The sequence below is a fragment of the Kiloniella spongiae genome (assembly GCF_001026905.1).
Taxonomy (GTDB): Bacteria; Pseudomonadota; Alphaproteobacteria; order Kiloniellales; family Kiloniellaceae; genus Kiloniella; species Kiloniella spongiae.
The window spans coordinates 29961-55243 of record NZ_LAQL01000005.1 but is presented as its reverse complement, the minus strand read 5'-3'; the positions used below and the strand labels follow the sequence as shown (position 1 = coordinate 55243).

At 44.1% G+C, this 25283-nt stretch carries 24 protein-coding genes; 6 read left to right on the top strand and 18 right to left on the bottom strand.

The features are described from left to right. Positions 1-7: 7 nt before the first annotated feature. The 4 genes from WH96_RS08035 to WH96_RS08020 form a co-directional block, all read right to left on the bottom strand. Positions 8-742, bottom strand: coding sequence for a CpaD family pilus assembly lipoprotein (locus WH96_RS08035; protein ID WP_047763658.1), 735 nt, complete (start codon positions 740-742; stop codon positions 8-10). Between the two features lie 3 nt (positions 743-745). Then, complete coding sequence (locus tag WH96_RS08030) at positions 746-2128, bottom strand: type II and III secretion system protein family protein (protein WP_053005771.1); 1383 nt, start codon at positions 2126-2128, stop codon at positions 746-748. Then, the gene (gene cpaB, locus WH96_RS08025; protein ID WP_053005770.1) at positions 2128-3015 is read right to left on the bottom strand and encodes a Flp pilus assembly protein CpaB; all 888 of its coding nucleotides are present in this window, start codon (positions 3013-3015) and stop codon (positions 2128-2130) included. Before cpaB ends, WH96_RS08030 begins: the two co-directional genes overlap by 1 nt. 203 nt (positions 3016-3218) lie before the next feature. After that, complete coding sequence (locus WH96_RS08020; RefSeq protein WP_047763657.1) at positions 3219-3398, bottom strand: Flp family type IVb pilin; 180 nt, start codon at positions 3396-3398, stop codon at positions 3219-3221. Positions 3399-3693: 295 nt separating this feature from the next. On the opposite strand from WH96_RS08020, the gene WH96_RS08015 reads away from it, so the two are divergent. Beyond that, positions 3694-5187 (top strand): cobyric acid synthase, encoded by a 1494-nt coding sequence (locus WH96_RS08015; RefSeq protein WP_047763656.1) that lies wholly within the window; start codon positions 3694-3696, stop codon positions 5185-5187. A gap of 35 nt (positions 5188-5222) precedes the next feature. Here WH96_RS08015 and WH96_RS08010 read toward each other — a convergent pair whose 3' ends face one another. The 8 genes from WH96_RS08010 to WH96_RS07975 form a co-directional block, all read right to left on the bottom strand. Next, positions 5223-5912 carry a fumarylacetoacetate hydrolase family protein gene (locus tag WH96_RS08010; protein ID WP_047763655.1) on the bottom strand — a complete coding sequence of 230 codons (690 nt, stop codon included), beginning with the start codon at positions 5910-5912 and terminating at the stop codon, positions 5223-5225. Between the two features lie 76 nt (positions 5913-5988). Then, positions 5989-6360, bottom strand: a complete 372-nt coding sequence (locus WH96_RS08005; protein ID WP_046504982.1) for a HesB/IscA family protein — start codon at positions 6358-6360, stop codon at positions 5989-5991. Positions 6361-6568: 208 nt separating this feature from the next. Beyond that, positions 6569-6970, bottom strand: coding sequence for an iron-sulfur cluster assembly protein (locus tag WH96_RS08000; protein ID WP_047763654.1), 402 nt, complete (start codon positions 6968-6970; stop codon positions 6569-6571). Beyond that, a complete protein-coding gene (locus tag WH96_RS07995) occupies positions 6970-8253 on the bottom strand; it encodes an aminotransferase class V-fold PLP-dependent enzyme (RefSeq protein WP_245629469.1) in 1284 nt (427 codons plus the stop codon). Before WH96_RS07995 ends, WH96_RS08000 begins: the two co-directional genes overlap by 1 nt. Positions 8254-8281: 28 nt before the next feature. Continuing rightward, positions 8282-9607 (bottom strand): Fe-S cluster assembly protein SufD, encoded by a 1326-nt coding sequence (gene sufD / locus WH96_RS07990; RefSeq protein ID WP_047763653.1) that lies wholly within the window; start codon positions 9605-9607, stop codon positions 8282-8284. Further along, positions 9607-10356: a Fe-S cluster assembly ATPase SufC gene (sufC, locus tag WH96_RS07985; protein ID WP_047763652.1), complete on the bottom strand. Its 750-nt coding sequence runs from the start codon at positions 10354-10356 to the stop codon at positions 9607-9609. The genes sufD and sufC overlap by 1 nt, the downstream gene beginning before the upstream one ends. A 53-nt stretch (positions 10357-10409) precedes the next feature. Then, a complete protein-coding gene (gene sufB / locus WH96_RS07980) occupies positions 10410-11867 on the bottom strand; it encodes a Fe-S cluster assembly protein SufB (RefSeq protein WP_047763651.1) in 1458 nt (485 codons plus the stop codon). A 35-nt stretch (positions 11868-11902) separates the two neighbouring features. Further along, positions 11903-12364, bottom strand: coding sequence for an SUF system Fe-S cluster assembly regulator (locus WH96_RS07975; protein ID WP_047763650.1), 462 nt, complete (start codon positions 12362-12364; stop codon positions 11903-11905). Between the two features lie 373 nt (positions 12365-12737). On the opposite strand from WH96_RS07975, the gene upp reads away from it, so the two are divergent. Beyond that, positions 12738-13370: a uracil phosphoribosyltransferase gene (gene upp / locus WH96_RS07970; RefSeq protein ID WP_047763805.1), complete on the top strand. Its 633-nt coding sequence runs from the start codon at positions 12738-12740 to the stop codon at positions 13368-13370. A 41-nt stretch (positions 13371-13411) separates the two neighbouring features. On the opposite strand, the gene WH96_RS07965 is transcribed toward upp, so the two are convergent. The 3 genes from WH96_RS07965 to WH96_RS07955 all read right to left on the bottom strand — a co-directional run bounded on the left by WH96_RS07965 (position 13412) and on the right by WH96_RS07955 (position 17195). After that, on the bottom strand, positions 13412-14074 hold the full coding sequence (locus tag WH96_RS07965) for a substrate-binding periplasmic protein (RefSeq protein ID WP_162200133.1): 663 nt from the start codon (positions 14072-14074) through the stop codon (positions 13412-13414). Between the two features lie 232 nt (positions 14075-14306). After that, positions 14307-15500 (bottom strand): MFS transporter, encoded by a 1194-nt coding sequence (locus tag WH96_RS07960; RefSeq protein ID WP_047763648.1) that lies wholly within the window; start codon positions 15498-15500, stop codon positions 14307-14309. Positions 15501-15704: 204 nt separating this feature from the next. After that, positions 15705-17195, bottom strand: a complete 1491-nt coding sequence (locus WH96_RS07955) for a DEAD/DEAH box helicase (RefSeq protein WP_047763647.1) — start codon at positions 17193-17195, stop codon at positions 15705-15707. A gap of 244 nt (positions 17196-17439) precedes the next feature. On the opposite strand from WH96_RS07955, the gene WH96_RS07950 reads away from it, so the two are divergent. Together WH96_RS07950 and WH96_RS07945 are read left to right on the top strand one after the other, a co-directional pair. Continuing rightward, positions 17440-17985: a hydrolase gene (locus tag WH96_RS07950; protein ID WP_162200132.1), complete on the top strand. Its 546-nt coding sequence runs from the start codon at positions 17440-17442 to the stop codon at positions 17983-17985. A gap of 4 nt (positions 17986-17989) precedes the next feature. Beyond that, positions 17990-18694: an alpha/beta fold hydrolase gene (locus tag WH96_RS07945; RefSeq protein WP_047763645.1), complete on the top strand. Its 705-nt coding sequence runs from the start codon at positions 17990-17992 to the stop codon at positions 18692-18694. Positions 18695-18737: 43 nt separating this feature from the next. Here the strand turns inward: WH96_RS07945 and WH96_RS07940 are convergent, their stop codons facing one another. The 3 genes from WH96_RS07940 to parE form a co-directional block, all read right to left on the bottom strand. Further along, positions 18738-19385 carry a class GN sortase gene (locus tag WH96_RS07940; protein ID WP_204248150.1) on the bottom strand — a complete coding sequence of 216 codons (648 nt, stop codon included), beginning with the start codon at positions 19383-19385 and terminating at the stop codon, positions 18738-18740. A 2-nt stretch (positions 19386-19387) separates the two neighbouring features. Further along, positions 19388-21658, bottom strand: coding sequence for a marine proteobacterial sortase target protein (locus tag WH96_RS07935; RefSeq protein WP_053005768.1), 2271 nt, complete (start codon positions 21656-21658; stop codon positions 19388-19390). Positions 21659-21858: 200 nt separating this feature from the next. After that, entirely contained in the window at positions 21859-23850 is a 1992-nt protein-coding gene (gene parE / locus WH96_RS07930; protein WP_047763644.1) for a DNA topoisomerase IV subunit B, read from the bottom strand. A 344-nt stretch (positions 23851-24194) separates the two neighbouring features. Between parE and WH96_RS07925 the strand changes: the two genes are divergently transcribed. After that, positions 24195-24578, top strand: coding sequence for a hypothetical protein (locus WH96_RS07925; RefSeq protein WP_047763643.1), 384 nt, complete (start codon positions 24195-24197; stop codon positions 24576-24578). 400 nt (positions 24579-24978) lie between these two features. Continuing rightward, positions 24979-25143: a hypothetical protein gene (locus tag WH96_RS21955; RefSeq protein WP_020593633.1), complete on the top strand. Its 165-nt coding sequence runs from the start codon at positions 24979-24981 to the stop codon at positions 25141-25143. Positions 25144-25283 lie beyond the last annotated feature (140 nt).

Here is a 25283-nt window from a genome sequence, read left to right as displayed (position 1 = left end):
TAACGCCTTATTGTGAAACGCCACTTGTGCTTAAGCTACTCAAAAGAGGAGTAATCTCGCCCTTTCTGTACCTTTCAACACCAAGAGCAACTGCGGTAGAATCAGCTGATGTTGTAGGTTTCGTTCCATCCAGAGCTTCGGGAGTAACGACCATGTTGGCTAGATTGATTTCCTGTGCACAACCAAATGTTCTTAAGGGAGGTCTGCCCCCTATTGGATGTTTTTTGATCTCACATTCTGGGGTAACAATAACTTTCCGATGAATTAATATTGCGGCGTTATGAGTTCCTTGGATAAAAATAGCTATGGGTTTTTTTGCTACTTTGCTTGAATATCCAAGATCTTTTAAAGAAAACTGAATACTGTTTATCGCTTTTTTTGACTCTTTTGTTGTGTCCCCTTCAGCATTTCTTAAACCATCCAAAATGATCACATCTTGGTTATTAACTTTGTAGCTTGTAATGAAGTTCCTTAGCTCTTTTTCCAGAGTCAATGAGTCTGCAAAGTCAGCTGGAATATAAAAGCCTTCAGTAGCTATGTAGCTATATGTTTTTGTATGTTTGCTTGTGGAAATTGGGCGCCATCTTCCAATATTCATGAAATTGACGACAGCTTGTGATACTTGCTGTTCAGGAGGGATCGTTTCAAAATCTCTTTGCGAAGTACATCCCATTGTAAGTGCCGAGGCGCTAAGGGAAGTAATTATCCAAAAGCCGGCTTTGTTGAGTAATATATTTTTCATTATTTATTCCACAATAAAAGTTGGCTCGGTATTTGGAAGTAAAGATGTTGTATTTTGTTCTTGAGCGGAATATTTGGGATCTGCAGTTTCAATTTTTTGCGAAGGTGTTATTGAGTTTGTTTGTGTAACATATGGATCAGTTGGAAGAGCGATTGGATTATTTGAAGGTTTTACCAGGTATGGGGTGACAACGATAACCAGTTCGCTCTCACTATTTTGGAAGCGCTCGCTTTTAAATAATCGTCCAAGAACTGGTATGTCGCCCAGTCCAGGAACTTTGTTCGCTACTTGTGTCTGGTTGTTTAGTATTAACCCGGCAATCGCAAAGCTTTGGCCTGATCCCAAATCTACTGTTGTTTCAACACGTCGTGTAGATAGGGCAGGGATCTCAAGATCTGATAATACGACAGCACCATCAGAGGATAGTTGACTGACCTCTGGGCGTACTCGCAATGATATTCGATTTTCAGAGACAATTGTTGGGGTAAAAGCAAGACTGACACCAAATGATTTAAAGGCAATAGATATTGTCCGTACACCGTCTTGCACGTTAGATCCCACGGGAACAGGAAACTCCCCGCCGGCCAAGAAGGTGGCTGTTTCTCCAGAAACGGCTGTTAAGTTGGGTTCTGCTAATATAGTGACCAGTTCATCTTGTGCGAGTGCATCGATTAAAACATTAAGATTAAAGTATTTTCCAACGGTAGAGGTAACCCCGAGTAGATTTGGTGGACTGGTTGCTAAGATTGAAGAAGTTGTTGTGCCTAAGAGTGCGTTCGTCTGTCCGTCATTGAAGCTCGATCCTGTCCAGTTAAACCCGAATTGTTCGAGCACGTCATTCCTTACCTCTGCAATACGTACTCTTAAGTGGATCTGATCTGAAGCCAGAACACTCATTTGCGAAATAACCTGTTCGGTTTCCGCTTCAATAAAACGTTCAGCTATTCTTTTTGCACTATCTGAATCAACTGCGTTATTAACCTCCCCCGTGAGAAGAATACCATTGTTGATTGTATTCGCCTGTATTTTGTTGCCAGGAAGCGCTGTATCCAGAGTTTCTTTAAGTAGTTCCAGATTATGAGTGATTTTTATAGGGATGCTGGCAATTACTTGATCGTTTGTATCAATAGCAAATATACTTGTTTCGCCGGCCTTTTTTCCAAAAACATATAAAAGCTTTGCCGACTTTACGTTCAAATCTGCAATTTCGGGGTTTGCGATGAAAATATTAGATGCGGATCGCGGAAGTTTAAGAAGTTTTCCCTTCCTAACCTCTATTTCCATAACCTCAGAGTTGGTATCGAATGTTTCAAATGATTGTGCGTTTGCAAAATTTAAACATGCAATAAAAGTTACACAGGACAGAAAAAAGGAAGCTAAATTCATCAGTTTCCTCCTGCTTTGACAGAGGAATTTCCTCTTGAAATAACAAGAGAGCTTTGAGTTGGTCCTTGTCCACCCGTTAAAACCTGTGTGGCTTCATAGTCCCAAGTATAGCTGTCTCCTTTTTCTGGACTACCGTCAGCAGCAATATTGCCAGTTTCAATCATTTCCTGTAACTCTTCTTCGTCTTTTGCAAGCGGACGTAATGCCAAAGATATTGTGCCGATAATTTTAGCTACGGAGACAATTTCAACTTGATTCGGTTTTAGCTCGACCGTGACTGTTTTTGCTCCGGCATTTGTCTTGCCTTCGGGAGTGTTGAGAGCAGAACCAAGCGCTAAAACACGTACATTGGTCATAACTGTTTCGCTGGCTTTTCGTGTGGTTGCTGAGTTATCTTCATCATTTTTTATTGATAGGGAGACAATTAGGTCAACTCTGTCTCCTGGAAAAACCAACCCACTCACACCTGTTGTTCCTGAAATTGGAATAGACAATGCTCTGTGCCCTGGTTTTAGTACTGCGGCAAGAAAACCGCGTTCACCGGGTCGGACAAATTTTTTGAGATTAATAGGCTCGCCTGCAGAAATTTCTTTACGGGCAACGCGCCCAATCAGATCCTCAAGTTTAAAGTTGTCTTTTAGTAAATGATGTTCAGATGCATAGTCTTCAGGCCAATCTTGCCATATGAAGTCATCTTCACTGATAAATTTACCAATAGGAATATCTATTTTTGCGGTTAAAATTTGGATAGACTCTTGGGGCGCTACGGCCACAGTTTGGTTCGATTGTAGTGGGCGCCTATTTGCTTCGAGCCATGATTTAGCGAGAAGAGCAGTACCACCACTTAGCATCAATGCTATGAGTATAAGAATAATTTTACGTGCCATGATAGCGTTATCATAGGGCTATATGGTAAATGCTTTGTAAATATTGGCTTCTGAATGTTTAATATATTTGGTTGATTTTGGTGGGTAATAGTGGGAAAAACTAGGTCGAAATTAAATCACTAAATTTATTTGTGTGTATAATAAAAAGCCGACTGCATTTCTACTGTCGGCTTTTTAGTCATATTTTGGACTAGTGATTTAGATTATTTTTTAGCTGCATCGCTAAGGGCTGATTCAGCCACACCGAAAATGGTATCAAGCGATGTTCCCAAAGATTTTAGGGTTCCCAATGCAGCAATTGATACTAGGGCAGCGATAAGGCCATATTCAATAGCTGTAGCACCAGATTCGTCAGTTAGAAAAGTTTTTACAAAATTTGTCATCGTTCAGGGCTCCTATTCCTCGAAAACTTGTAGCAATGATGTCACTTATCTCTTAATAAAAAGTAAATAAAAATATTAATTGTTAAAAATATAAGAATAGATTTTTTTTATTTAATTTATACTGTTTAATTATAAAGTAATTATGAATTAAATTCATATTTAACTTTAATTTATAGAAAATTTTATGTAATCTTTACTGTGCGCATTTTGTGCTATTTTAAACTTGGTTGTCGCTGTGATTCTCTGTAAAAAATATTAAATCTTCAACATTTACTTATGACGAGCAGGAAGCTTTATGACTGTCGCAATCATGTTTCAGGGCACGGGATCTGATGTTGGAAAGTCCCTTTTGGTTGCGGGAATTGCTAGGGCTTTGTCTAATCGCGGCCTGAAAGTTCGCCCCTTTAAGCCACAAAACATGTCGAACAATGCCGCTGTGACACCATGTGGTGGAGAGATCGGTCGTGCCCAGGCGCTTCAGGCCAAGGCCTGTCGTATCGAACCATCTACTGATATGAACCCTGTTTTACTTAAGCCGCAAACTGACATGGGATCTCAAGTTATAGTGCAGGGAAAGATATGGGGAAATACGAATACCGGTAACTATTGGGGTCGCCGACATGAATTGATGCCAACTGTCCTTGAAAGTTTTTATCGATTGGCTGCTGAAGCGGACATTGTACTGGTTGAGGGGGCAGGTAGCCCGGCAGAAGTAAATTTGAGATCTGGTGATATCGCTAATATGGGCTTTGCAATTGCTGCCCAGGTCCCCGTAATCCTAATTGGTGATATTGATCGAGGTGGAGTAATTGCATCTATTGTCGGAACTGGTGTGCTTTTGCCGCAGGAAGAAAAAGATTTGGTTCGGGGCGTTATTATTAATAAGTTCCGTGGTGATCTCAGTCTTTTTAAGTCCGGTGTAAGTATTATAGAAGAAAAGAGTAGCTTTTTTTCTCTTGGTGTTGTGCCTTATTTTAAGGACGCGCGTAAATTACCTGATGAAGATGCTGTGTCAGTGCAGTCTGGTGTCTCGTCAACAGATAATGTCTCTGATAAAAAAGGCACCATTCGTATCGCAGTTCCTTTGATTTCACGCATTTCCAATTTTGATGACTTTGATCCGCTCATTGCTGAAAAAGACGTAGAGCTGACCTTTGTTCATCCCGGGGATGTTATTCCTGTTGAGGCAAATTTGGTTATATTACCTGGGTCAAAAGCGACTATTGGTGATTTGGAATTCTTGCGAGCGCAAGGTTGGGATATTGATTTGCTCGCGCATGTCAGACGTGGTGGGCTGGTTCTAGGGATTTGTGGTGGGTATCAAATGTTGGGGGCCTTGATTACTGATCCTGAAGGTATCGAAGGGGAAGTTGCTTCCGTTCCGGGTTTGGGACTGTTACCAGTGACAACTGTTTTAACTGGGAATAAGAAGCTTAAGGAAGTCCACGGTCATGAGATCACTAGTGGAGAGCCGATTACGGGTTACGAGATGCACGTTGGCGTAACTGAAGTTGATGAACACCAAACAGATGGCACTCTGCCAATGCTATCCATTGGAAAAAGAGAAGAAGGCGTGCAGCTTGGTTCTGGGCAGGTATCCGGTTGCTATCTTCACGGTCTTTTTGTGTCTGATAGTTATAGGGCTGCCTTTTTAAACCGCATTAAAAAAAGAGAAGTTAGTACTTTGTCGTTTGAAAAAGAGGTTGATATGACCCTTGATGCTTTGGCACAGCATATGGAAGAAAATATTGATCTTGATAGGTTACTGTCAATTGCCGGGTATCAATAAGAATTTTAGGTAGGCCCTTTGGTCTCTGATCGATTTTAGGTCAGCTGGAAAGAGAGATCAGAGAGACCGTCTATTGAACATTTGATTTTATCACCAGATTTGATCGCGCTAACACCAGCGGGTGTCCCGGTCATGATGATATCACCTGCGCGAAGATCAAACAGGCGGCTCAGGTGATAAATAATGTTTTCAACAGACCAGATCATATCCCCGAGTGTCGCGTGTTGCCGAACCTCATTATTAACACTTAGAGAGATAGAGGACGATCCAGAGAGCACGAGCTCCTCAGTGAGAGGGGTGATTGCACTACAAGGGGCAGAATTCTCGAAGCCTTTGGCCACATCCCATGGATGGCGTTTGTCTTTGCAAATCTTCTGTAAGTCTCTTCTGGTTAGGTCAACGCCAGTTGCATAACCAAAAATATGAGCACCAGCTTGCTCTGGCGAAATATTGCTGCCCCCGCTTTTTAGTGCGACGACAAGTTCTACTTCATGATGAAGGTCAGTCGTTGCGTTTGGGTAGGGGATTGGTCCACCTTCTGAGGCTAAAGCAACAGCGGGTTTCATAAAAAACATCGGGGTTTCAACTTCGGGATCACCGCCCATTTCTTTTGTGTGTTCTGCATAGTTTCTGCCGACACAAAATATACGTCGGATAGGAAACAATAGCTCTGATCCTACAACAGGAAGAGTTACGGTAGGAGCAGGATCAAATGTATAAAGCATTATTTTTAGTTACGGGCTTCTTGTTAAAGCTCTGATAGAAGTTGATGAACTTTGTGTAGAGGATATAGAGATAAATCTAGGTGATTAATTCAGCTTTGTTGCTTTCAGGTGCAACGTGAAAACTTTCACCACAACCACAACGCCCTGCTTCATTTGGATTGTTAAAAACAAAAGAGCTCTGGAATTTATCCTGAACAAAGTCCATCTCGCTGCCGATCAAATACATGACGGCAGTTGGTTCAATAAAGATTTTGACGCCTTTGTCTTCGACAACATCTTCAAACTTCTTTTGTTCTTTGGCGTATTCCACGACATAGCTGAGACCGGAACAACCTTTGGTGCTGATGCCAACACGCAGGCCAAGAACAGCTTCGTCCTGGCTTTGGTCCATAAGCATTTTGACGCGATCTGCGGCAGCATCTGTAAGGGTGATGAGTTTTGGCATCATCGGATTATGTCTCTTAATTTCCAGTTTCTAATTGTACTATATCACTATATGGGGGAAATACCCCAAATAAAAAGGTTATAGTCGTTTAGCTTAACCCTTTCTTCCCAGTATCTCATGGGTTGTATTATCGTTCATGTAGAAATAACTACATTTCTCTCTTATACGCCTAGAGCTAAAATTAAGTTAAACAACAATATACAAATAAAATTTACATAAACAGGCCAAGTGCCAGTTGTGCATCGTCACTCATCATATTCTGGTTCCAGGGGGGCGACCAGGTCAGGATAACGGTCACTTCCCCGACACCTTCCGCAGCGGCAACAGCCTCTGCGACCTGCATGGGGAGTTCCCCCGCGACCGGGCAATTCGGGGCTGTTAGTGTCATGCTGACATTAACATTGCCCTTTTCATCCATTTCATGACCGTAGATGAGACCTAAGTCATAAATGTTTACCGGGATCTCAGGATCGTGGACACTTTGAAAGGCATCGATTATGTCATCTTTGCTTGCAAAGACTGTTCCCTCGTCCAGTGGTTTTCCGGCTGTAGCTTTAAAGCCTTCTTCTGCCTTTGGAAGAAAATCGCTTAAGTTTTTTCCATCATCAAACATTAGCTAAAGAGTTCCCGTACCTTTTCAAGAGCGTCAGCGAGCGCATCAACTTCTTCACGAGTGTTATAAATACCAAAGGAAGCACGTGCTGTCGCAGGTAGATCAAAGCGTTGCATCAACGGCTGGGCACAGTGATGACCAGCCCTGACCGCAACACCCCTGCGATCAAGGATCGTACCGATATCATGGGCGTGGGCTTCTTCCATGGTGAAGGATAGAATACTGGCTTTTTCTTTTGCCCGACCGATAATATTCAATCCGGGTATTCTGCTCAGGCGTTCTGTTGCATAAGCAAGAATGCCGTTTTCGTGGGCTGCGATATTATCTTTGCCAAGTGCTTCTATATATTCAATGGCCGCACCAAGACCTATGGCCTCGACAATTGCGGGCGTTCCAGCTTCGAAGCGATGCGGTATTTCTTTGTAGGTCGTTTTCTCAAAGGTAACGAGGTCAATCATTTCGCCACCGCCTTGATAAGGGGGCATTGAATTGAGAAGATCCGCTTTACCATAAAGGATACCGACGCCGCTTGGTCCATAAACTTTGTGACCAGAGAAGCAATAAAAATCCGGATTGAGATCCTGTACATCAATGTGCGCATGCGGGGCTGCCTGACAGCCATCAACCAGAACCTTTGCACCATGTGCATGGGCAGCGCGGATGATATCTTTAATCGGCGTTACAGTACCAACAGCATTGGAAATATGCGTAATAGCGACCAGCTTTGTTTTTGAACTGAAAAGGCTTTCATATTCTTCAAACAGGAAGTTTGCATCACCATCAATTGGCACGACTTTGATTTCGATACCAATTTGATCTCTGAGAATTTGCCAGGGAACAATGTTGGAATGATGTTCCATATGGGAAATGATGATTTCATCACCCGCCTTCAGGAAATTCCGGCCATAGCTTTGCGCAACCAGATTGATTGCTTCAGTTGCGCCTTTGGTCAAGATGCACTGATCCGGGCTTTCTGCATTAATAAAACGTGCAGCAGCATTGCGTCCGGATTCAAAGGCTTCGGTACAGGTTTGGCTCAGGCTGTGGACGCCACGATGAACATTGGAATAGTAAGTTTCATAGGCCTCTTGCATCCGATCCAAGACCTGACGAGGTTTTTGGGCAGATGCAGCACTGTCCAGATAGACGAGGGGGCGGCCATAGATCTCACGTTGAAGAATAGGGAAATCTTCGCGAATGCGATGAACATCAAATGCCTGTAGTGAATTGTCACCAGCTTTGATGGTTCCCATATCAACGTTCTTTACTGTACCTATGCTCATTGTGTTGTCCTTATGCCCTTACTTCAAATCAGGCTGGTTTGTTTGGATTGTTTTCTAACCAATCAGATATTCTAACCAGGAAGAGATCCTTTAGGTCTTCGTTCTGAACGGCTTCAACAGCATCAGCCAGGAAAGCGTTCACAAGTAGTGACTGTGCCTGTTCCTGAGAGAGACCCCGTGAGCGTAAATAGAACAGGGCGTCTTCGTCGATCTGGCCGGATGTGCAACCGTGACTACAGATCACGTCGTCAGCAAAGATTTCTAATTCAGGTTTTACATCCACTTCGGCACGATCAGAAAGCAACATGGCACGGTGAGATTGATTGCCCACTGTCTTCTGTGCTTGTTCATGAACAATGATTTTACCCTGAAAAACGCCTCTTGCTCTTCCCGCCAAGACACCTTTGATAACTTCGTCACAAGTTGTATGTGGTGTCTTGTGGTCAACGCGTGTTGTGATGTCACAATGTTGATCGTCAGTACCCATATAGGTGCCATTTAAATGACAGGCTGAATTTTCCGCTGCCAGACTGACATTAATCTCAGAACGTGCCAGTCGCGCACCGGTGTTCAGCAGGAAACTGTCGTATGTAGCACCTTTACCAACTTCCACTTCTGTTGAGGAGACCAAAAATGCCGATTTGTTGCTTGCCTGAACACGGTAGTGGTGCAATGTGGCATTCTCATTAACACTGATATCTGTGGCAGCGTTAGAGAAATATGCGTTTTCTCCGTGGTCTGCATTATGTTCGATAATTGTCGCTTTACTACTTGATCCAACAGAAATGATGTTTCTTGTGTGATGAGTGCTTTCAGCTTTCCCACTACCGAGATGAAGAATCTCGATTGTTTTCTCTAACGAAACATCCTTTGAAATGGATAGAATATACCCATCAGCCATAAGCGCAGTGTTCAAGGCAACAAGTGGTTGCTCTTCTGCACGTGGACGTGACAAGCGTTCTTGATTGAGATCACTGTTCCCGTTGTCGAGCACCGCTGCCAGACTTTCCATCGTAACGCCGGTTGGCAGAGTACTATCGGATAGAGCGTCGGAGTAGTTACCGTCGATGAAGACGAGGCGAACAGAAGATGCACTGTCCATAAGTCTTGGTAACTCGTCATTTGCTGCCGGTTCGGATGTTTCAGGCGCAGAGAAAGCTTGCTTCTTTAGCGGATTAAGGCTGGTGAACTTCCAAAGTTCGGTTTTTGCCGTTGGTAATCCGATGTCATTGAACAGAGCGATGTTTTTCGCCCGTATTTCATTGAGCCATGCGAGATTGTTCCCGGGTAAACGGTCTTTACTTTGGTCGTAGTGGGCGATGAACGCCTCTTTATCTGATGGAAGTGTTACCATTAGGCTGCCTCACCAGAATAATCTGCATAACCCTTTTCTTCCAGCTCAAGTGCCAGTTCTTTGCCGCCGGAACGACGAATTTTACCGTTAGCGAGAACATGAACTTGATCGGGAACAATGTAGTTCAGAAGACGCTGATAGTGTGTGATCACCAGAATGGCATTGTTTTCAGCACGGAGCTTGTTCACACCTTCGGCAACGACTTTAAGAGCATCAATATCCAGACCTGAATCCGTCTCGTCCAATACTGCAAGTTTAGGGTTCAGAACGGCCATTTGCAGGATGTCATTACGTTTTTTCTCGCCACCAGAGAAGCCGACATTAACGGCACGTTTCAACATGTCGTCTTTAATACCAAGCTCTTTGGTTTTGCCGCGGATCATCTTCACGAATTCCATACCGTCCAGTTCTTCTTCGCCGCGATAACGACGTTGGGCGTTCAGCGCTTCTTTCAGGAATGTCGTGTTGGTGACACCAGGAATCTCTACTGGGTATTGAAATGCCAGGAAGATGCCTTCGCCCGCACGTTCTTCAGGCTCCAGTTCGGAAATATCTTTGCCATCGAAAAAGATACCACCTTCGGTAACTTCATAGTCATCTCGACCGGCGAGGACGTTTGCAAGTGTAGATTTACCAGAACCGTTTGGTCCCATGATCGCGTGCACTTCACCTTTGTTGATGTTGAGGTCAATGCCTTGAAGGATAGATTTTCCATCGACTTCTGCGTGAAGGTTTTTAATTTCTAACATCTTTTTGCTCAGTTCTCTTTAATCTATGTGTCTAATTGGACTAGGGCGCTTCGTTATCCGACGCTGCCTTCCAGGCTTATTTTGACAAGCTGTTGTGCTTCAACAGCAAATTCCATTGGTAGCTCCTGAAGCACTTCGCGACAGAAACCATTCACGACAAGGCCGACAGCATCTTCCTCGGATATACCGCGTTGACGGCAGTAGAAGAGCTGATCTTCACTGATCTTGGACGTTGTCGCTTCGTGTTCCAGTCTTGCCGATCTGTTCTTGCTCTCAATATAGGGAACAGTGTGCGCCCCACAGGTCTCACCAACCAGAAGTGAGTCACACTGTGTGAAGTTGCGTGCACCTTCGGCTTTTGCTGCGACACGAACCAATCCACGATAGGTGTTCTGGGATTTACCAGCTGAGATACCCTTAGAAATAATCCGTGAGGTCGTATTTTTACCCAAGTGGATCATCTTGGTTCCGGTATCGGCTTGTTGGCGGCCATTAGTAATAGCAACAGAGTAGAATTCACCAACTGAGTTGTCACCTTGCAATATACAGCTTGGATATTTCCAGGTAATTGCTGAACCGGTTTCAACCTGCGTCCAACTGATTTTGGAATTCTTTCCCTTACAGATACCGCGCTTGGTCACAAAGTTATAGATACCGCCTTTACCGTCTTCATCACCGGGATACCAGTTTTGAACAGTGGAGTATTTGATTTCAGCATCGTCCATTGTCACCAACTCGACAACAGCAGCATGAAGCTGATTTTCGTCGCGTTGAGGTGCTGTACAGCCTTCCAGATAGCTCACGTAAGAACCTTCGTCAGCAACAATCAATGTGCGCTCAAACTGCCCTGTGTTCAGTTCATTAATTCTGAAATAGGTTGATAGCTCCATCGGGCAACGAACGCCCTTGGGGATGTATACAAATGAACCATCGGTAAAGACGGCTGAGTTCAGACAGGCATGCTTGTTATCGCCAGCGGGAACAACAGAGCCAAGGTATTTTTTGACCAGTTCCGGATAGTCCTGAATTGCTTCTGAAATCGGGCAGAAGATAACACCGACTTCTTTGAGCTGTTCACGGAAAGTAGTGGCGACAGATACAGAGTCAAAAACGTAATCAACGGCCACACCCGCCAACACTTCTTGCTCTTTAATTGGAATGCCCAGTTTTTCATAAGTCCGAAGAAGCTCGGGATCGACTTCATCCAGACTTTGTGGACGGTCTTCCATGCTTTTGGGAGAGGAGTAATAGTATGAATCCTGATAATCGATTTCAGGAATCTCCAGTTTTCCCCATTTTGGCTCTGGCATTGTCAGCCAAAGGCGATAGGCCTTCAGGCGCCATTCCAAAAGCCATTCTGGCTCGTTTTTCTTGGCAGAGATGAAACGGACAGTATCTTCACTTAAACCCTTTGGGGCTTTTTCAGATTCTATCTCTGTAACAAAACCATATTTATATTTGTCCATCTCAAGGGATTGGACCTGTTCGACTGTTTCTTGTGTGGCAGCCATTCTTTTACTCTCCTATCGGACTTTAATTCAATTGATCAGGTGAACTCTGCCGAGCTCGTGTCCGATTTTTGTTTGTCTATAATGAAACTGTCTTGAAAATCAATCATGTCGGCGAGTGTTACCGTTTTCAGGGCATTTGCGACGACTTGATTTACTTTGTTCCAATTCCCGCGCATTGGGCACATCGTCTCGACTGAACAGTTGTCAACGGCACCTTCGACACAAGCCGTTAAAGCAATCGGCCCTTCGATGGATTGAATGATATCTGCAACAGTAATAGTGGATGCATCTTGATGGCTTATATAGCCACCACCAGCACCACGCAGGGATGTGATCAGGTTTTGCCGGGATAACAGGCCAAGGATCTTGGCAACAGTTGGCAGGGGCAAGCCTGTTTCTTCTGCAATCTGGGGGGCTGTCATAACCTCCTCTTTATGCGAAGACATCTGTCCTAGAACAACAACTGCATAATCTGTTAACCTCGTAAGGCGGAACATAGCTTTTCTCCATACCGGACTAAAAAGGTCCGATTTTTTAAATAGCTCAAAAAAACGAAATTGCAACCTCTTTTTAACAGTTTTTTATAGTTCCAATCTGTGATGTAAGGTTCAGTAATCAATGAATTTACGTTTTGCTATCCGGAAAATATAATAAAGCCAATCTGTTAGGAAAAGGATGCCTATTTGATCGCGACCAAATGTCACCTTTTAAATGCATCTTTTAAAAATGATCAAGAATTACTCTTCGTATTTTGTCTTTCTGTGCGCCAGGCTATGCCATAAATACTGGGGGTCGACAGGAACTGTTGAAAAGGGTAAGTAACAGAGATAATTTGTTGAAAATGAAATATCAGAAATAAAGGCTATGAACATGAGCGCAAATGTAACCGTGGTTGACCATCCTTTGGTTCAGGTAAAACTTACTCAAATGCGTTCGAAAGAAACTGCGACCCCTGATTTTCGTCGGTTGCTGAGAGAAATATCTCTGTTGCTTGCGTATGAAGTGACACGGGATCTAGTGCTCACAGAGTGTGAAGTTGAGACGCCGGTTGAACGTGCGATGTGTCCTGTTCTTCGGGATCTGGAGCCTTGCTTTATTTCAATCCTGCGCGCGGGTAACGGTATTCTGGACGGCATGATGGATCTATTGCCATCAGCACGTGTTGGGCATGTCGGATTGTACCGGGATCATGAAACGCTAGAGGCAATTGAATATTATTACAAAGTGCCAACAGATATGTCCGATCGTGAAGTTATTGTTGTGGACCCAATGTTGGCAACGGGTCACACAGCTGTGGCAGCAATTGATCGTCTGAAGAAAGATGGCGCCAAAAACATTAAGTTCTTATGTCTGCTTGCGGCGCCTGAAGGAATTGCAGAGTTTCAAAAAGGCCATCCGGATGTACCGGTATACACGGCATCTGTTGATCAAAAACTAAACGAGCACGGTTATATCGTACCTGGTTTGGGTGATGCCGGTGATCGTATTTACGGTACGAAATAATCCCTGAGTTATTAGGTGTATGAAAAAGAAAGGCTCTGTTTTCAGGGCCTTTTTTGTTGGTATTTTCTTCTGATTTTTTCGTAGGCGCCGTTATGTCTGATTGTACGAAGGGCACGATTTACATCACTCAAAATACTCTGTGCCTGATCTGACTTTTTAGAAAAGCAAAAATAGTAAGGATTACTGACAAGTTCTTTGTAAGTGACGTGACCACTTTTCCCACGATTGGCCAGTGCAAAGAGTACAGTGTCCCGATAGGAATAAACGGCATCAACGCGACCATTTTCGAGCAAAGTTAGGAGCTCATCGTCATTTGTGGCTTCGTATGCATTTATACCATTTTCAATGAGTTCTTTATGAACGGCATAGCCTCTGACACTGGCAACTGAGAGATCTTTTAAATCAGCGACGGTGTTAAACTCATTAAGACTTGCCTTGTCTGATAAAAATACACCTTGGCTCAATTGCCCAAGTATATCTGAGAAAGCGAAATGCTGATCTCTGTCTGGATGATAAGAACAGCCACAAAGTCCATCGACTTTTCCTTGCTCAACTAATTTTACAGCTCTTTTCCAAGGATAAAACTTATAATCAAGATTTCGTTCTGCGAGGGCAAAAACTTCTAGCATGATGTCAACGTCAATGCCTTTAGGGCCTGTTCCCGGATTTGCTATCTTATAGGGGGGGAAGGAGCTACAAGCCATTGTGATTGTTCTGCTATTCTCTGCAATAGCATTTCTAGTCTCTGCGATAACATTTTCTGTTGTAAGCAGACTAAATAAGAGGGGCAACATACTTATGATATGTTCAGGGCGCATTTTCAAATTTTATGGTCCTTAACATGACGAACTACCAATACAGATAAAACTTGTTAACCAAACACGGCAATCAAGTTTTCTTATTTAAACTATCAAAATGCTAATAATTCTTTACGACCTATGGTAATTCTTGATGTATGTATTCTTTGGCAGGGGGCGCACTGCTTGGAGGCACCACTCTTGTCAGTGTCCATATTATCGCGCCACCTGTTGCGGCCATCCCGACCATGGCCAAAAAGGCATAAGATGGATCAATATCAAACAGTATTCCTGACACAAAAATGGATAGTCCCATCATCAAGCCATTGGCGATACTGGAATAGAGACTTTGTGCCGAAGCAGAGACATCTTTGGGAGCATGTTTGGTAATAAATGACATGGAGCCTAAATGAGTTAGACCGAATGTCAGGGCATGCAATACCTGGATGCCAATGATTAGAACCATACTGTCACTAAAGCCGAGCGTTCCCCATCTGATGATGCCTGCGATGCTACCTATGATGATTAAGTGTAATGAGCGTGCGCTTTTGAACAGCTTGTTACTGAAGGCAAACAAGAGAACCTCTGCCATAACTCCAAACGCCCAGATAAACCCGACCAGGCTTTTGCTGTACCCCAGTGAGGTGAGGTAAAGCGAGCCAAAGGCATAGTAAGCGGCATGGCTGCCTATAATCATACCTGCGCCAAGTATGAAAAATAGAAAGCTTGGTTTCCTGAGGAATATTCTCGGATTATCTGTTGTTTTTTCCTGTTCTTTTGGAAGTTTGGGAAGGGTCAGGCTGAAAAAAGCAACAATGATAAGTGCACATAAAATGAGCCACAATGTCCAGTTGATATCAATGACATCAAGCAGGTGTCCGACACCAAAGCTGGTTGCGATAAAGGAAAGCGACCCCCAAAGCCTTATCCTTCCATAATTCAAATCGTACAGTCGAACGGCTTTGAGTGTCTGGGTGTCACCGAGTGGGATAAGGGATAGGAAACAGCAGGATGCGCCAGCTTGGAGAAGCAGGTAAAGATAAAAATCCTCTGCAAAATAAAAGGCGAAGAAGAAGGTACAGGACACCAGTGCTGTTGTAAAAAGCACCGCTCTGCTATAGCCGCTTTTCTCTGAGATAAGGGCTATAGCGGGGGAGACCAACACCATCAGGAACGGGGGAATTGAAAGTATATTTCCAATCTCCGACTTACTAAGACCTCTGTCTGAAAGCCAAAGAGGCCAGAAGACAAGGATGATGCCCATGGTCATGAAGACAAAGATATAGAAAAGTGAATAGGGAACGCCTAAACGAGTTGCGGAATCTTTGTTCATATTGGTGCTCTAAGCTTAGAATCGCTTCATCAAAGGTTATGAGCGATGCAGGGAGGAATTCAGGTTTATAAATACCATTTTGTGATTATGCATCAATCACTATGTTTGCCGGATGTGTGATGATTTAAATCTCATCACATGATTTGAAAACAAAAAAGGCGTTCAAAATGAACGCCTTCTTCATACCACTTGAGTAAGTATATCTTAAGCGACTTTTGCTTCGCGAAGAATAAAAGCAGGCGTGTGATCACCAAAAGAGCTGGTTGGATTACTTGGCTCTGATGAAGGTTCTCTTTCACCAATAACTGCTGTCGGTTTGGTTTTGCGACGGGTTGTTCTCACTGGTTTTTTCACGCTACGTTTTTCGTCAGCACCGTTGCTTGCATCGGTTGATGCTACAGCGTCTGTTGAAGCGTCCTCTGCTATGTCATCGGATTTCTTGCGACGACGGCTTGGTTTTGCTTCTTTGAGGTCACTGCTTTTTGCAGCTGTTTTTGCAGCTGTTTTTGTTGGGCGACGCCGTCTGCGACCTTTTAGAGATGCGGCTTCTTCGTCCGTCCAGCTATCAAAGCCTTCAAGAGAAACAACCGGGATACCACTATTGATTGTCGTGAGCACGTTGCGTAAGCCCTTGTAATCTTCGATTGTCGCAATTGTGAATGCTTTACCTTCACGTCCTGCACGACCGGTTCTGCCAATACGGTGAACATAGTCTTCGGGGTTAACTGGAACATCAAAGTTAAAGACGTGTGATACAGCCGGGATATCCAAACCGCGTGCGGCAACATCTGAACAGACCAAAAGCTTAACTTTGCCTTCTTTGAAGTCGCTCAGTGTTTCCATTCGGGATGATTGAGCCATATCACCGTGGAGGGCCGCAGCAGAGAAGCCATGTACATTCAGAGATTTATTCAGAATGTCGACGTCTTTTTTTCTGTTGCAGAACAAAATCGCGGATTGAATTTCACCTTCACTGGTCATGATCTGGCGAAGAGCTTCACGCTTTTCTTTTGGGCCGCCATCAATCTTGATAATCGTCTGTTCGACTGTTTCGGCAGTAGATGCCTGTTTCGTCACAGAGATTTCTTTTGGATTGCTGAGGAATTTGTCAGAAAGCTTTCTGATTTCTGGTGCCATCGTCGCAGAGAAAAAGAGTGTCTGCCTCAGTGGTGGAAGCAAAGAGACAATCTTTTCCACATCGGGAATGAATCCCATATCCAACATCCGGTCCGCTTCGTCGATAACCAATAACTTGGTATCAACCAGCATGATTTTGCCCCTCTCGAATAGATCGAGAAGGCGACCAGGTGTTGCAATGAGAACATCAACGCCACGTTCAAGGAGTTTAGTTTGTTCCGCAAAGGAAGAGCCTCCGATAAGGAGAGCTTTGCTAAGCTTGCTGTATTTTCCATAGCTTTCGAAATTTTCCGAAATCTGATGGGCAAGTTCACGTGTTGGTGTCAGGATCAAAGAACGCGGCATTCTTGCGCGCGCCCGACCACTGGACAGCATTTCGATCATAGGCAGCGTAAACGAGGCAGTTTTACCTGTCCCGGTTTGAGCACAGCCCATTACATCACGACCCATTAACACGTAGGGGATTGCTTGTTCCTGAATGGGCGTAGGTGTTGTATAACCAACATCCTCGACAGCCTGCAGGAGCTTTGGATTTAATCCAAGATCAGAAAAGCTCATGTATTCCTTAGTTACGGTTGAGCGTTAGTCAAAAAAAGCAGAAATACGTAAAAACTTACGCATGCTTTCCAGAAGCGACGTGCGCATAATACGGAAAGCTTTGAAAAAGTCAATTTGTACTATGTTTTAGGTGCTGAAAATCGTCAAATAACCGTATAAAGTGATATTATTGTTTAACTTTAACGCTGGAATGTTTAAGTCAATACTGGTCAGATAACATAATAGAGGCGCTTTGAAGATGTTGATGTCTGTAGATGATTCGGTTGTTGTTGTCATAGACGTGCAAGAAAGACTGGCACCGGCAATCCCTGAACTCCAAGCTATCTTGAAAGCCAATGAGTTAATCCTGAAAACGGCGTCAGAGCTATCCGTGCCTGTTCTGGTTACCGAGCAATACCCCAAGGGACTTGGGCATACTGTCGAACAATTGCGTGATTTTTATGCTGAAAAAAATGTGTTCGAAAAGATTTCCTTCAGTTCTGCAGGGTGTGCGTCTTTCATGACTGCCTTGAAAGAAACGGGGCGACGGCAGGTTATTGTGACGGGTATTGAAGCGCATGTCTGTGTTCAACAGACTGTATTAGAGCTGTTGGCTGACAGATTTGATGTTTTTGTGGTGGCTGATGCTATTGGCTCGCGCGTTGATGATAACAGAAAACTGGCGTTGGAACGTATGATCAGATCAGGTGCTGAGGTGGTTTCTAGCGAGATGGTGATGTTTGAAATGTTGAAAAAAGCAGGAACGCCGGAATTTAAAAAACTATCGAACTTACTTAAAGAAAACGATTAATTTTATGAACGAAAAGGGACGTTTGGTTTTCTTGCCGGGGCTGTTGTGTAACGAACGACTGTGGAAACCGCAGTTGGCGTTTTTTGAAGAGAATTATCTTTGTGAAGTGCCTGATCTTACGAGGGCAAGTTCTATAAACGAACTGGCTTTACAGGCGCTGAAACAGGTTCGCGGTAAATTCAATCTCGTTGGGTTGTCTATGGGCGGGTACGTTGCGCTTGAGATCATGCGGATTGCGCCGGAGAGGATTCAACGCCTGGCTTTAATTGATACAAAAGCCCGAGCGGACAGCCCCGAGCAAAAAAGACGTAGACGTGGTTTACTTTCGTTGGCGGGGCGCGGGAAGTTTAAGGGTGTAACTCCGCACTTGATGCCGCTTCTTATTCATCCCGATCGTATGGAAGATGCTTCTTTGACATCTGAAATATACAAAATGGCAGAAGAGGTTGGACAGGAAGCTTTTGTTAGACAGCAAACGGCAATCCTTGATCGGGAAAGTCATTTGAGTATTTTATCTAATATCAAATGTCCTGTGCAGGTTATCTGTGGTCGAGATGATTTGATTACACCTTTGGACTGTTCAGAGGAAATCGTCACTTTGACGCCCAATGCAGAACTGTTGGTTTTGGAAGACTGTGGGCACTTATCTAATATTGAGTTACCGGAAAGGGTGAATAAATCTCTGCAAGGGTGGCTGGAGCGAAACTAAGTCTTTGGAAGTTGTTTTACTCTCTTGCACAGCTATCGTTTAATTAGTGAAGTGTGGAGTTTTTAATCAAATGGCCTTCGACGATATATCGAAGCGGGCCGGGTGTTTGGGCATAGAAGGGCCAGCATGTTATCAGGGCTATGCGTTGAGAAGTGTTTTCATTGGTAATGCCTGACTGATCCCATCTTGCAATACGGATGTTATCCACTTTATACAAGTGATCTCGCCCTTTGATATCTTTCACTTTGACGATATCAGTCGCTTTTATGTTCTCGAGAAAAGCAAAATGAGTATCTCTGTGTGCAGCATAGACTGCTGTTCCCTGTTGTCCGGGGAGGGCAGTATTTTCCAAATGACCTGGTGCAAATGCCAAGGCTTCGCCGCTACTGCCTTTCAACGCGATCACAGGTTTTAAATCAAGCCCTGGGAAACTTATTGCTGCAACAGGATAAGTATCCGCCCATGACCATGCTTTTTGTGGTGCTTGTGTGACAAGCGTTTCTTGCCAGGCTTGTTGTAACAAGTGCTGTGCCAGAACCGCTTTTAATTTGATGTACAGCCCGTCACCGAGTAATGCAAAGCCAGCCATAAACATCGCTAGCAAGAGGAGCTTTCTGGCTCCCCTTGCTAGAAATTGAGCAAACAATCGACGAACCGTTAAGGCAGGTTCCATGTCGTGAAGTGTCCTCATGATTAAGGACGTTGCCCATTTGGCAGCATTTTACGTGAAACCAGCATAAACAACACCGTGGCGAGGAGTATAAGAATGCCAAAAATTATCTTTAATTCTGCAGTTGTTGCTGTTGCAGGTAAGGGGATTGATTTGACCTTTGCAGAGGATGGATCACCAAGAGGGGTATCACGTGATGCCAAAGTATGCAGAGATGAAATACTGGCGTCTTCGAGTGGTTCTGGTACAGAGTTATAATCAGGTCCAAAGACTTTCTCAAAGTCCCACCCGGCTGGAAGATTTAAAGCAATTTCCTGACTGCTATAATCTGTACCAGTTGGTCGCGTCGGTGTAATGTCAACGGCGACCAAACTGGTCATTTTACTGACTAGACCATATTTTGTGGCAGTATCGAGTATTTCCTGATCAAGAACATTCCAGTTATCGGCTAGAAAATACCGTCCTTCTATTTCTGCAATTTTTTTTCTGCCCCAGAGTTTACTGATGCCATTACCTTGTTGTGCTTTGTGGAGAGGTAATTTAATCGTCCAGGGTTGGTTAGCGAATTGTCCTGAAACGTCTAAGGTTTCTTTGACCGACCTGATGGTATTTTTCGCTTTGGCCAGAATAACGACGGGTTCACCACTGTAGAGATCGGGCAGCTGGCTCGGACTCATTTCAAAATTGTTTTTTTCAGATTTGTTGCTTTCGGTCCAATTTGCGTGAAGATCAGTTAATACAGGGGTTTCAAGTTTTGTAAAAAGCTCATTCATACGTGATCGGACCTGTTGTTCTGATCCGATATGGGTAAAGGTGCCTTTACCATAGCTGGACGCGCGGTTCATAAAGTGACTGTTAGGGGCTGAACCTATACCGACGGTGAAAATTCTTGAACGACCACGTTTTTTAACAATGGTATCAAACATCTGTTTTTCGTTGCCAATGGCGCCATCCGTCAAAAAAACAATCTGTCGCAAGGTAGATTTATCATGTGGTGTCTGATCTTCCAATGCGGCTTCCAGCGCAGGCAGCATCTCTGTTCCGCCATCTGCTTCGAGCGAAGATACAAATCTTTTGGCGACATCAAGATTTCCGGTATTGGCTTTTAACGCTGAGGGGAAAAGAATTTCGTAGGTATCATCGAACCTGATGATATTAAAGCTATCTTTGTTGCGCAATTTGGCCAGTGCCAAAAGCAAGCTTTCTTTTGCCTGTCTCATCGATGGTCCGGCCATAGAACCTGAATTATCAATAACAAAGATAACTTCTCTGTCCGGCGTTGTTATTTCGTCCTGTTCAAATTGCACCAGTTTGGGCGGTGTAATGAAGGCGAGGAAGTAATCGTCCTGACCAATGGTTTCTCTGAACAATGCTACACGTGGAGATTTTTTTGGTTCGGCTTTCCAATTGAGTTCAAAATCACGATCCGCAGGTACGACATGATCGCTAAGAGAAACGGTCACCTGATCTTTGGATTTGTAATCTGCAGTGATGTCATGGAAAGGACTTTTGATTTCACCAATGGGAAAACCGGAAGCCAGATTGACATTCAGGGTTACCGGGTTACTTTTCGCCTGCTTTACCGGATTTATAATTGGTGACGTTATTTCTTCACGATCTGGAATGGGGTCTTTGACGGTTCCCCATTGCTCATCATTCTCAAAGTTTACACTTTCGACAATGCGGGGCTTGGGATTATAGCGGGGAGCTGCGACCATCGGAAAGCGAAGTGAGAAAAGGCCATTTGATTGTCTGACAGTCTCTTGATATTCAATTTGGACAACGACAATCTCTTGCGGACCGATATTGGCCACTGAATTAGTAAAGAGATTGGGGCGTAGCTGTTCAACAAGGCTGGCTTTTTTACCCTCTCTTTTAGCATCATCATAAATTTTGCGGGCTTCTTCTTTGGGTTTGATAACGCCTTCGATGAAACGATCACCTATTTGCATTTTAAGTGTATCAACAGCAGATGTTTCGGGAAGGGGGAAAACGTAGGTTCCTTCAACCCAACCATCCGAAGGATTTCTAAAGCGTTGAGTAACTTTCGTTCGGGCTATTGGTCCGTTGATGTCAATTTCGACATTTGTGGCAAGCTGTATGGCTTCTACCATTTTACCGGCTTTTGTTGTTTTTAATAACAACGAGCCTCTTTTCATATCGTTTGGCGTGACCAGGCCATTTGCAGCCCAGGAATTCCCGCCTGCAACAATCATAATGGCAGTTATTAGACCTGTAATGAATGTTGATTTGGTAAAAAAGTTGAATTGTCCGTGTGTGAGTTTTTTCAGCATGCCGCTGCCCTGCCATCCAAGAATAGAGTTGCTGGTTTCTTTGTATTCTTATCTCGCGGCTTTATGCCAAAAGGGAGAGGCTTTGTGACAAAAAAGGGGCAATGTTGCGGTGTCGGAGGTCGGGCTGACCATAATTCAAATGAAAAAGCACTGCTATCAGGTCCAATAGCAGTGCTTTTACGAAAGAATAGTTGTTCTATTTAGATATCAATATCCGAGACGAACTTTGCATTGTCCTGGATGAAATTAAACCGGAGTTCAGGTTTCTTACCCATCAGGCAATTAACTCTGTCAGCAGCGTTTCTCTGGCTTTCGGCTGGATCAAAATCATCATTATGATGAACGGTAACGCGCAGCAGGACTCTTTTCGACGGATCCATCGTTGTTTCTTTAAGCTGCCGAGGTGGCATTTCACCCAAACCTTTAAATCGGCTTACTTCAATTTTTGCGCGTCCGGTTAATTCGGTCTTTTCCAGTTCGAGGCGATGGTCATCATCCATGGCATAGACCGTTTTGCTCCCCTGCGTGAGGCGGTAAAGTGGTGGCATGGCAAGAAAGAGATGACCGCTTTCGATGAGACCCGGCATTTCCTGATAAAAGAAGGTCATGAGCAAGGAGGCGATATGAGCACCGTCGACGTCAGCATCTGTCATGATAATGACGCGTTCATAACGAAGTTTGTCTTTATCGAATTGTCCTTTGGTACCACAACCTAGCGCCAAGCTGATATCTGCTATCTCTTGATTTGCTTTAATCTTATCAGCCGTTGCAGAAGCAACGTTCAGAATTTTCCCCCGTAAAGGGAGAATTGCCTGTGTTTTTCTGTCTCGAGCCTGTTTGGCAGAACCACCAGCTGAATCGCCCTCTACCAGAAATATTTCAGTATCGTTTGATTTGTTACTGCTACAGTCGGCAAGTTTTCCAGGTAGACGTACTTTACGTGTCGCCGTTTTCCGGCTGGTTTCTTTATCTTGCCTTCTTCTTAACCGATCTTCGCTGCGCTCGATAATACGTTCCAGTAAAAGTCTGGAACTTTCAGGATTACTAGCCAGCCACAGATCAAAATGATCTTTAATGGTCGCTTCGGTTAGCTTTGCAGCAAGAGGCGTGGCAAGTCTATCTTTGGTCTGCCCTTGGAATTGCGGGTCTCTGATGAAGACAGAGAGGACAGATATACTCCCACTCAAAAGATCGTCGCCGGTAATCTGGGTCGCTTTTTTGATGCCTGTGAGCTCGCCGTATGCTTTGAGGCCCTTCAAAAGGCCTGCGCGCATACCACTTTCATGACTACCACCATCAGGTGTTGGGATTGTATTACAGTAGGAATTGACGAATCCCTGTTCGTCGCGAGGCCAACAAATTGCCCACTCGGCACGCCCTTGACCGTCAGAAAATTCGGCTTCACCAGCGAAGGCTTCTGATGTTAAGGCTGGGCGTTCACCAAGTTGCGAATCAATAAAATCCTTTAATCCGTTTGGGAAGTGGATGACTTCGCTTGGGGGAATGTTACTGCCCTCAACAAGAGAAGGTTCACATGTCCAGCGGATCTGAACGCCTTTGTAAAGATAGGCCTTTGAGCGCGTCATCTTATAAAGACGAGCAGGTTGGAATTTACAGCCGGGTTCAAAGATTTCGGCGTCTGGGCGGAATGAAATCGTTGTTCCACGCCTGTTGTTGGTTTTACCAATCAGTTCCAGTTTTGTTTGCGGGTGACCTTTGCTGTACTCCTGCCGGTAAAGCTGTCTATCTCTTGCTACTTCGACATACATAGCATCAGACAGGGCATTTACGACGGAAACACCAACACCATGAAGACCGCCGGATGTTGCGTAGGCATCTTGTGTAAACTTCGCCCCAGAGTGCAGGGTGGTCAGAATGACTTCCAGTGCAGACTTGTCCGTATATTTTGGGTGGGCATCGACGGGAATGCCACGTCCGTTGTCTTTTATTGTTATCTGGTTATCCAGACCGAGTTCAATATCGATTCGTGTTGCATGGCCGGCAACAGCTTCATCCATGGCATTATCCAGCACCTCGGCAACAAGGTGATGCATGGCACGTTCATCATTACCACCGATATACATTCCGGGGCGGTGTCGAACAGGCTCTAAGCCTTCGAGAACTTGAATATCCTTGGCTGAATAATCAACCGTGGTTTCATTCGTGGGAGCGGACTGGAATAGATCTGACATGAGGACATTATGTGTTGATGATTGGGCTAAAGCAAGTTCCAGATGAAGGGGAATTCACGTTTTGTTTTCCTAAAGACTGTTTTTTATTCCTGACGGATATTTCTCGGTCTTTGCCGCCGGATCTTCGTCACGCGAGTTGAATTTGCATGTTCTAGTGTGCAGAAGCGTTGCGTTTGGATTCTTGTCTTCTTTTTCGTTTTCGGCAGGTCATCACCTAGATCAGCTATTCTTTTACATACTGGGATTTATTGGGCACTTCACTGGGTTGTGAGAGGTATTGTCATAATGTCTCTGTTATAGATAGTTAGCTGTTATGGACGATAAGAATCCTTTGAGGGTAAATTATGCAAAAATTTGGTGCTGTCATTTGGTATGGGGTACTTCCGCTGCTTTTGCTTTTTTCATTTTTGAATCCAGTGGTTGCAGGTGAAGCTGATGTCATAAAGGTAGAAGGCTATAAAGACGGAGAGAGAGGCTGGCGCTTTAATGTGACAGTGCGTCATGATGACACAGGGTGGGATCATTATGCTAATCGTTGGGAGGTGATTACCGAAGACGAGGAGATTTTGGCAACACGTGTCCTTCATCACCCCCATGAAAATGAGCAACCCTTTACGAGATCTTTATCTGGCGTCGAGATTCCCGAGGGTGTAAAAAAAGTTTTCATCAGAGCTCATGATAGCGTGCATGGCTATGGAGGGCAGGTGAAACCTTTCGTTGTGGAATAATATATTACAGAAAAACGACGGAAAAATACGTTGACATGGTCAAATTTTACACGACGGTAGTTGATTTTTTTTCTCACTTACATTATTTAATACTTGTGCAATGCACAAAGTGCCTTTGTTGAGTCTCCGTTCCGTTTCTTACTGCATAAGTCTCTATGTAGTCGACTGTCGGAATCGCCACAATTTGAGACGCTTTAAAAAATGTATAGATACAGCGCTATTTTATGATTGGAAATAGTATTGTTGCCTGTGCATTTGCCCACAAAGGGTGTCAGGTTGTGATGGCTCTTGACGAGCTTTGGAGACCTTTTTCTTCTGCGGAAGAAGTTAAATAATTATCTATTTACCTAGGACTTCGGTTCTTGAGGTTATTAAGTTGCCGGATCCTACGGAGGGATTAATGAGCGATCAGTCCAATACAAAGCCGGTTTCTGACCGGGTGTATGAAAAGAAAAAACGTAATTGTCTGAAGTGTCGGGAAAAATTCGTAAGCGAATGGCCTGGCGAACGTATTTGCAAGACTTGCAAATCTTCTACCGCTTGGCGGGAAGGTATTGCAGCTTAAGTCGTTGCATAAGATGACATACAACAAAAGCGCGGATCGTTTGACCGCGCTTTTGTTGTATGTGGGTTAACGTTTTATTTGACCGTCTGAATGTTGAGTTTATGTACTGACTATTCCCAGTGACTATTCCCAGTATCTTT

Coding starts and splice junctions, on each gene's coding strand:
- WH96_RS08035 (WP_047763658.1), bottom strand. CDS start 742: ATGAAAAATATATTACTCAACAAAGCCGGCTTTTGGATAATTACTTCC.
- WH96_RS08030 (WP_053005771.1), bottom strand. CDS start 2,128: ATGAATTTAGCTTCCTTTTTTCTGTCCTGTGTAACTTTTATTGCATGT.
- cpaB (WP_053005770.1), bottom strand. CDS start 3,015: ATGGCACGTAAAATTATTCTTATACTCATAGCATTGATGCTAAGTGGT.
- WH96_RS08020 (WP_047763657.1), bottom strand. CDS start 3,398: ATGACAAATTTTGTAAAAACTTTTCTAACTGACGAATCTGGTGCTACA.
- WH96_RS08015 (WP_047763656.1), top strand. CDS start 3,694: ATGACTGTCGCAATCATGTTTCAGGGCACGGGATCTGATGTTGGAAAG.
- WH96_RS08010 (WP_047763655.1), bottom strand. CDS start 5,912: ATGCTTTATACATTTGATCCTGCTCCTACCGTAACTCTTCCTGTTGTA.
- WH96_RS08005 (WP_046504982.1), bottom strand. CDS start 6,360: ATGATGCCAAAACTCATCACCCTTACAGATGCTGCCGCAGATCGCGTC.
- WH96_RS08000 (WP_047763654.1), bottom strand. CDS start 6,970: ATGTTTGATGATGGAAAAAACTTAAGCGATTTTCTTCCAAAGGCAGAA.
- WH96_RS07995 (WP_245629469.1), bottom strand. CDS start 8,253: ATGAGCATAGGTACAGTAAAGAACGTTGATATGGGAACCATCAAAGCT.
- sufD (WP_047763653.1), bottom strand. CDS start 9,607: ATGGTAACACTTCCATCAGATAAAGAGGCGTTCATCGCCCACTACGAC.
- sufC (WP_047763652.1), bottom strand. CDS start 10,356: ATGTTAGAAATTAAAAACCTTCACGCAGAAGTCGATGGAAAATCTATC.
- sufB (WP_047763651.1), bottom strand. CDS start 11,867: ATGGCTGCCACACAAGAAACAGTCGAACAGGTCCAATCCCTTGAGATG.
- WH96_RS07975 (WP_047763650.1), bottom strand. CDS start 12,364: ATGTTCCGCCTTACGAGGTTAACAGATTATGCAGTTGTTGTTCTAGGA.
- upp (WP_047763805.1), top strand. CDS start 12,738: ATGAGCGCAAATGTAACCGTGGTTGACCATCCTTTGGTTCAGGTAAAA.
- WH96_RS07965 (WP_162200133.1), bottom strand. CDS start 14,074: ATGGCTTGTAGCTCCTTCCCCCCCTATAAGATAGCAAATCCGGGAACA.
- WH96_RS07960 (WP_047763648.1), bottom strand. CDS start 15,500: ATGAACAAAGATTCCGCAACTCGTTTAGGCGTTCCCTATTCACTTTTC.
- WH96_RS07955 (WP_047763647.1), bottom strand. CDS start 17,195: ATGAGCTTTTCTGATCTTGGATTAAATCCAAAGCTCCTGCAGGCTGTC.
- WH96_RS07950 (WP_162200132.1), top strand. CDS start 17,440: ATGTCTGTAGATGATTCGGTTGTTGTTGTCATAGACGTGCAAGAAAGA.
- WH96_RS07945 (WP_047763645.1), top strand. CDS start 17,990: ATGAACGAAAAGGGACGTTTGGTTTTCTTGCCGGGGCTGTTGTGTAAC.
- WH96_RS07940 (WP_204248150.1), bottom strand. CDS start 19,385: ATGAGGACACTTCACGACATGGAACCTGCCTTAACGGTTCGTCGATTG.
- WH96_RS07935 (WP_053005768.1), bottom strand. CDS start 21,658: ATGCTGAAAAAACTCACACACGGACAATTCAACTTTTTTACCAAATCA.
- parE (WP_047763644.1), bottom strand. CDS start 23,850: ATGTCAGATCTATTCCAGTCCGCTCCCACGAATGAAACCACGGTTGAT.
- WH96_RS07925 (WP_047763643.1), top strand. CDS start 24,195: ATGCAAAAATTTGGTGCTGTCATTTGGTATGGGGTACTTCCGCTGCTT.
- WH96_RS21955 (WP_020593633.1), top strand. CDS start 24,979: ATGAGCGATCAGTCCAATACAAAGCCGGTTTCTGACCGGGTGTATGAA.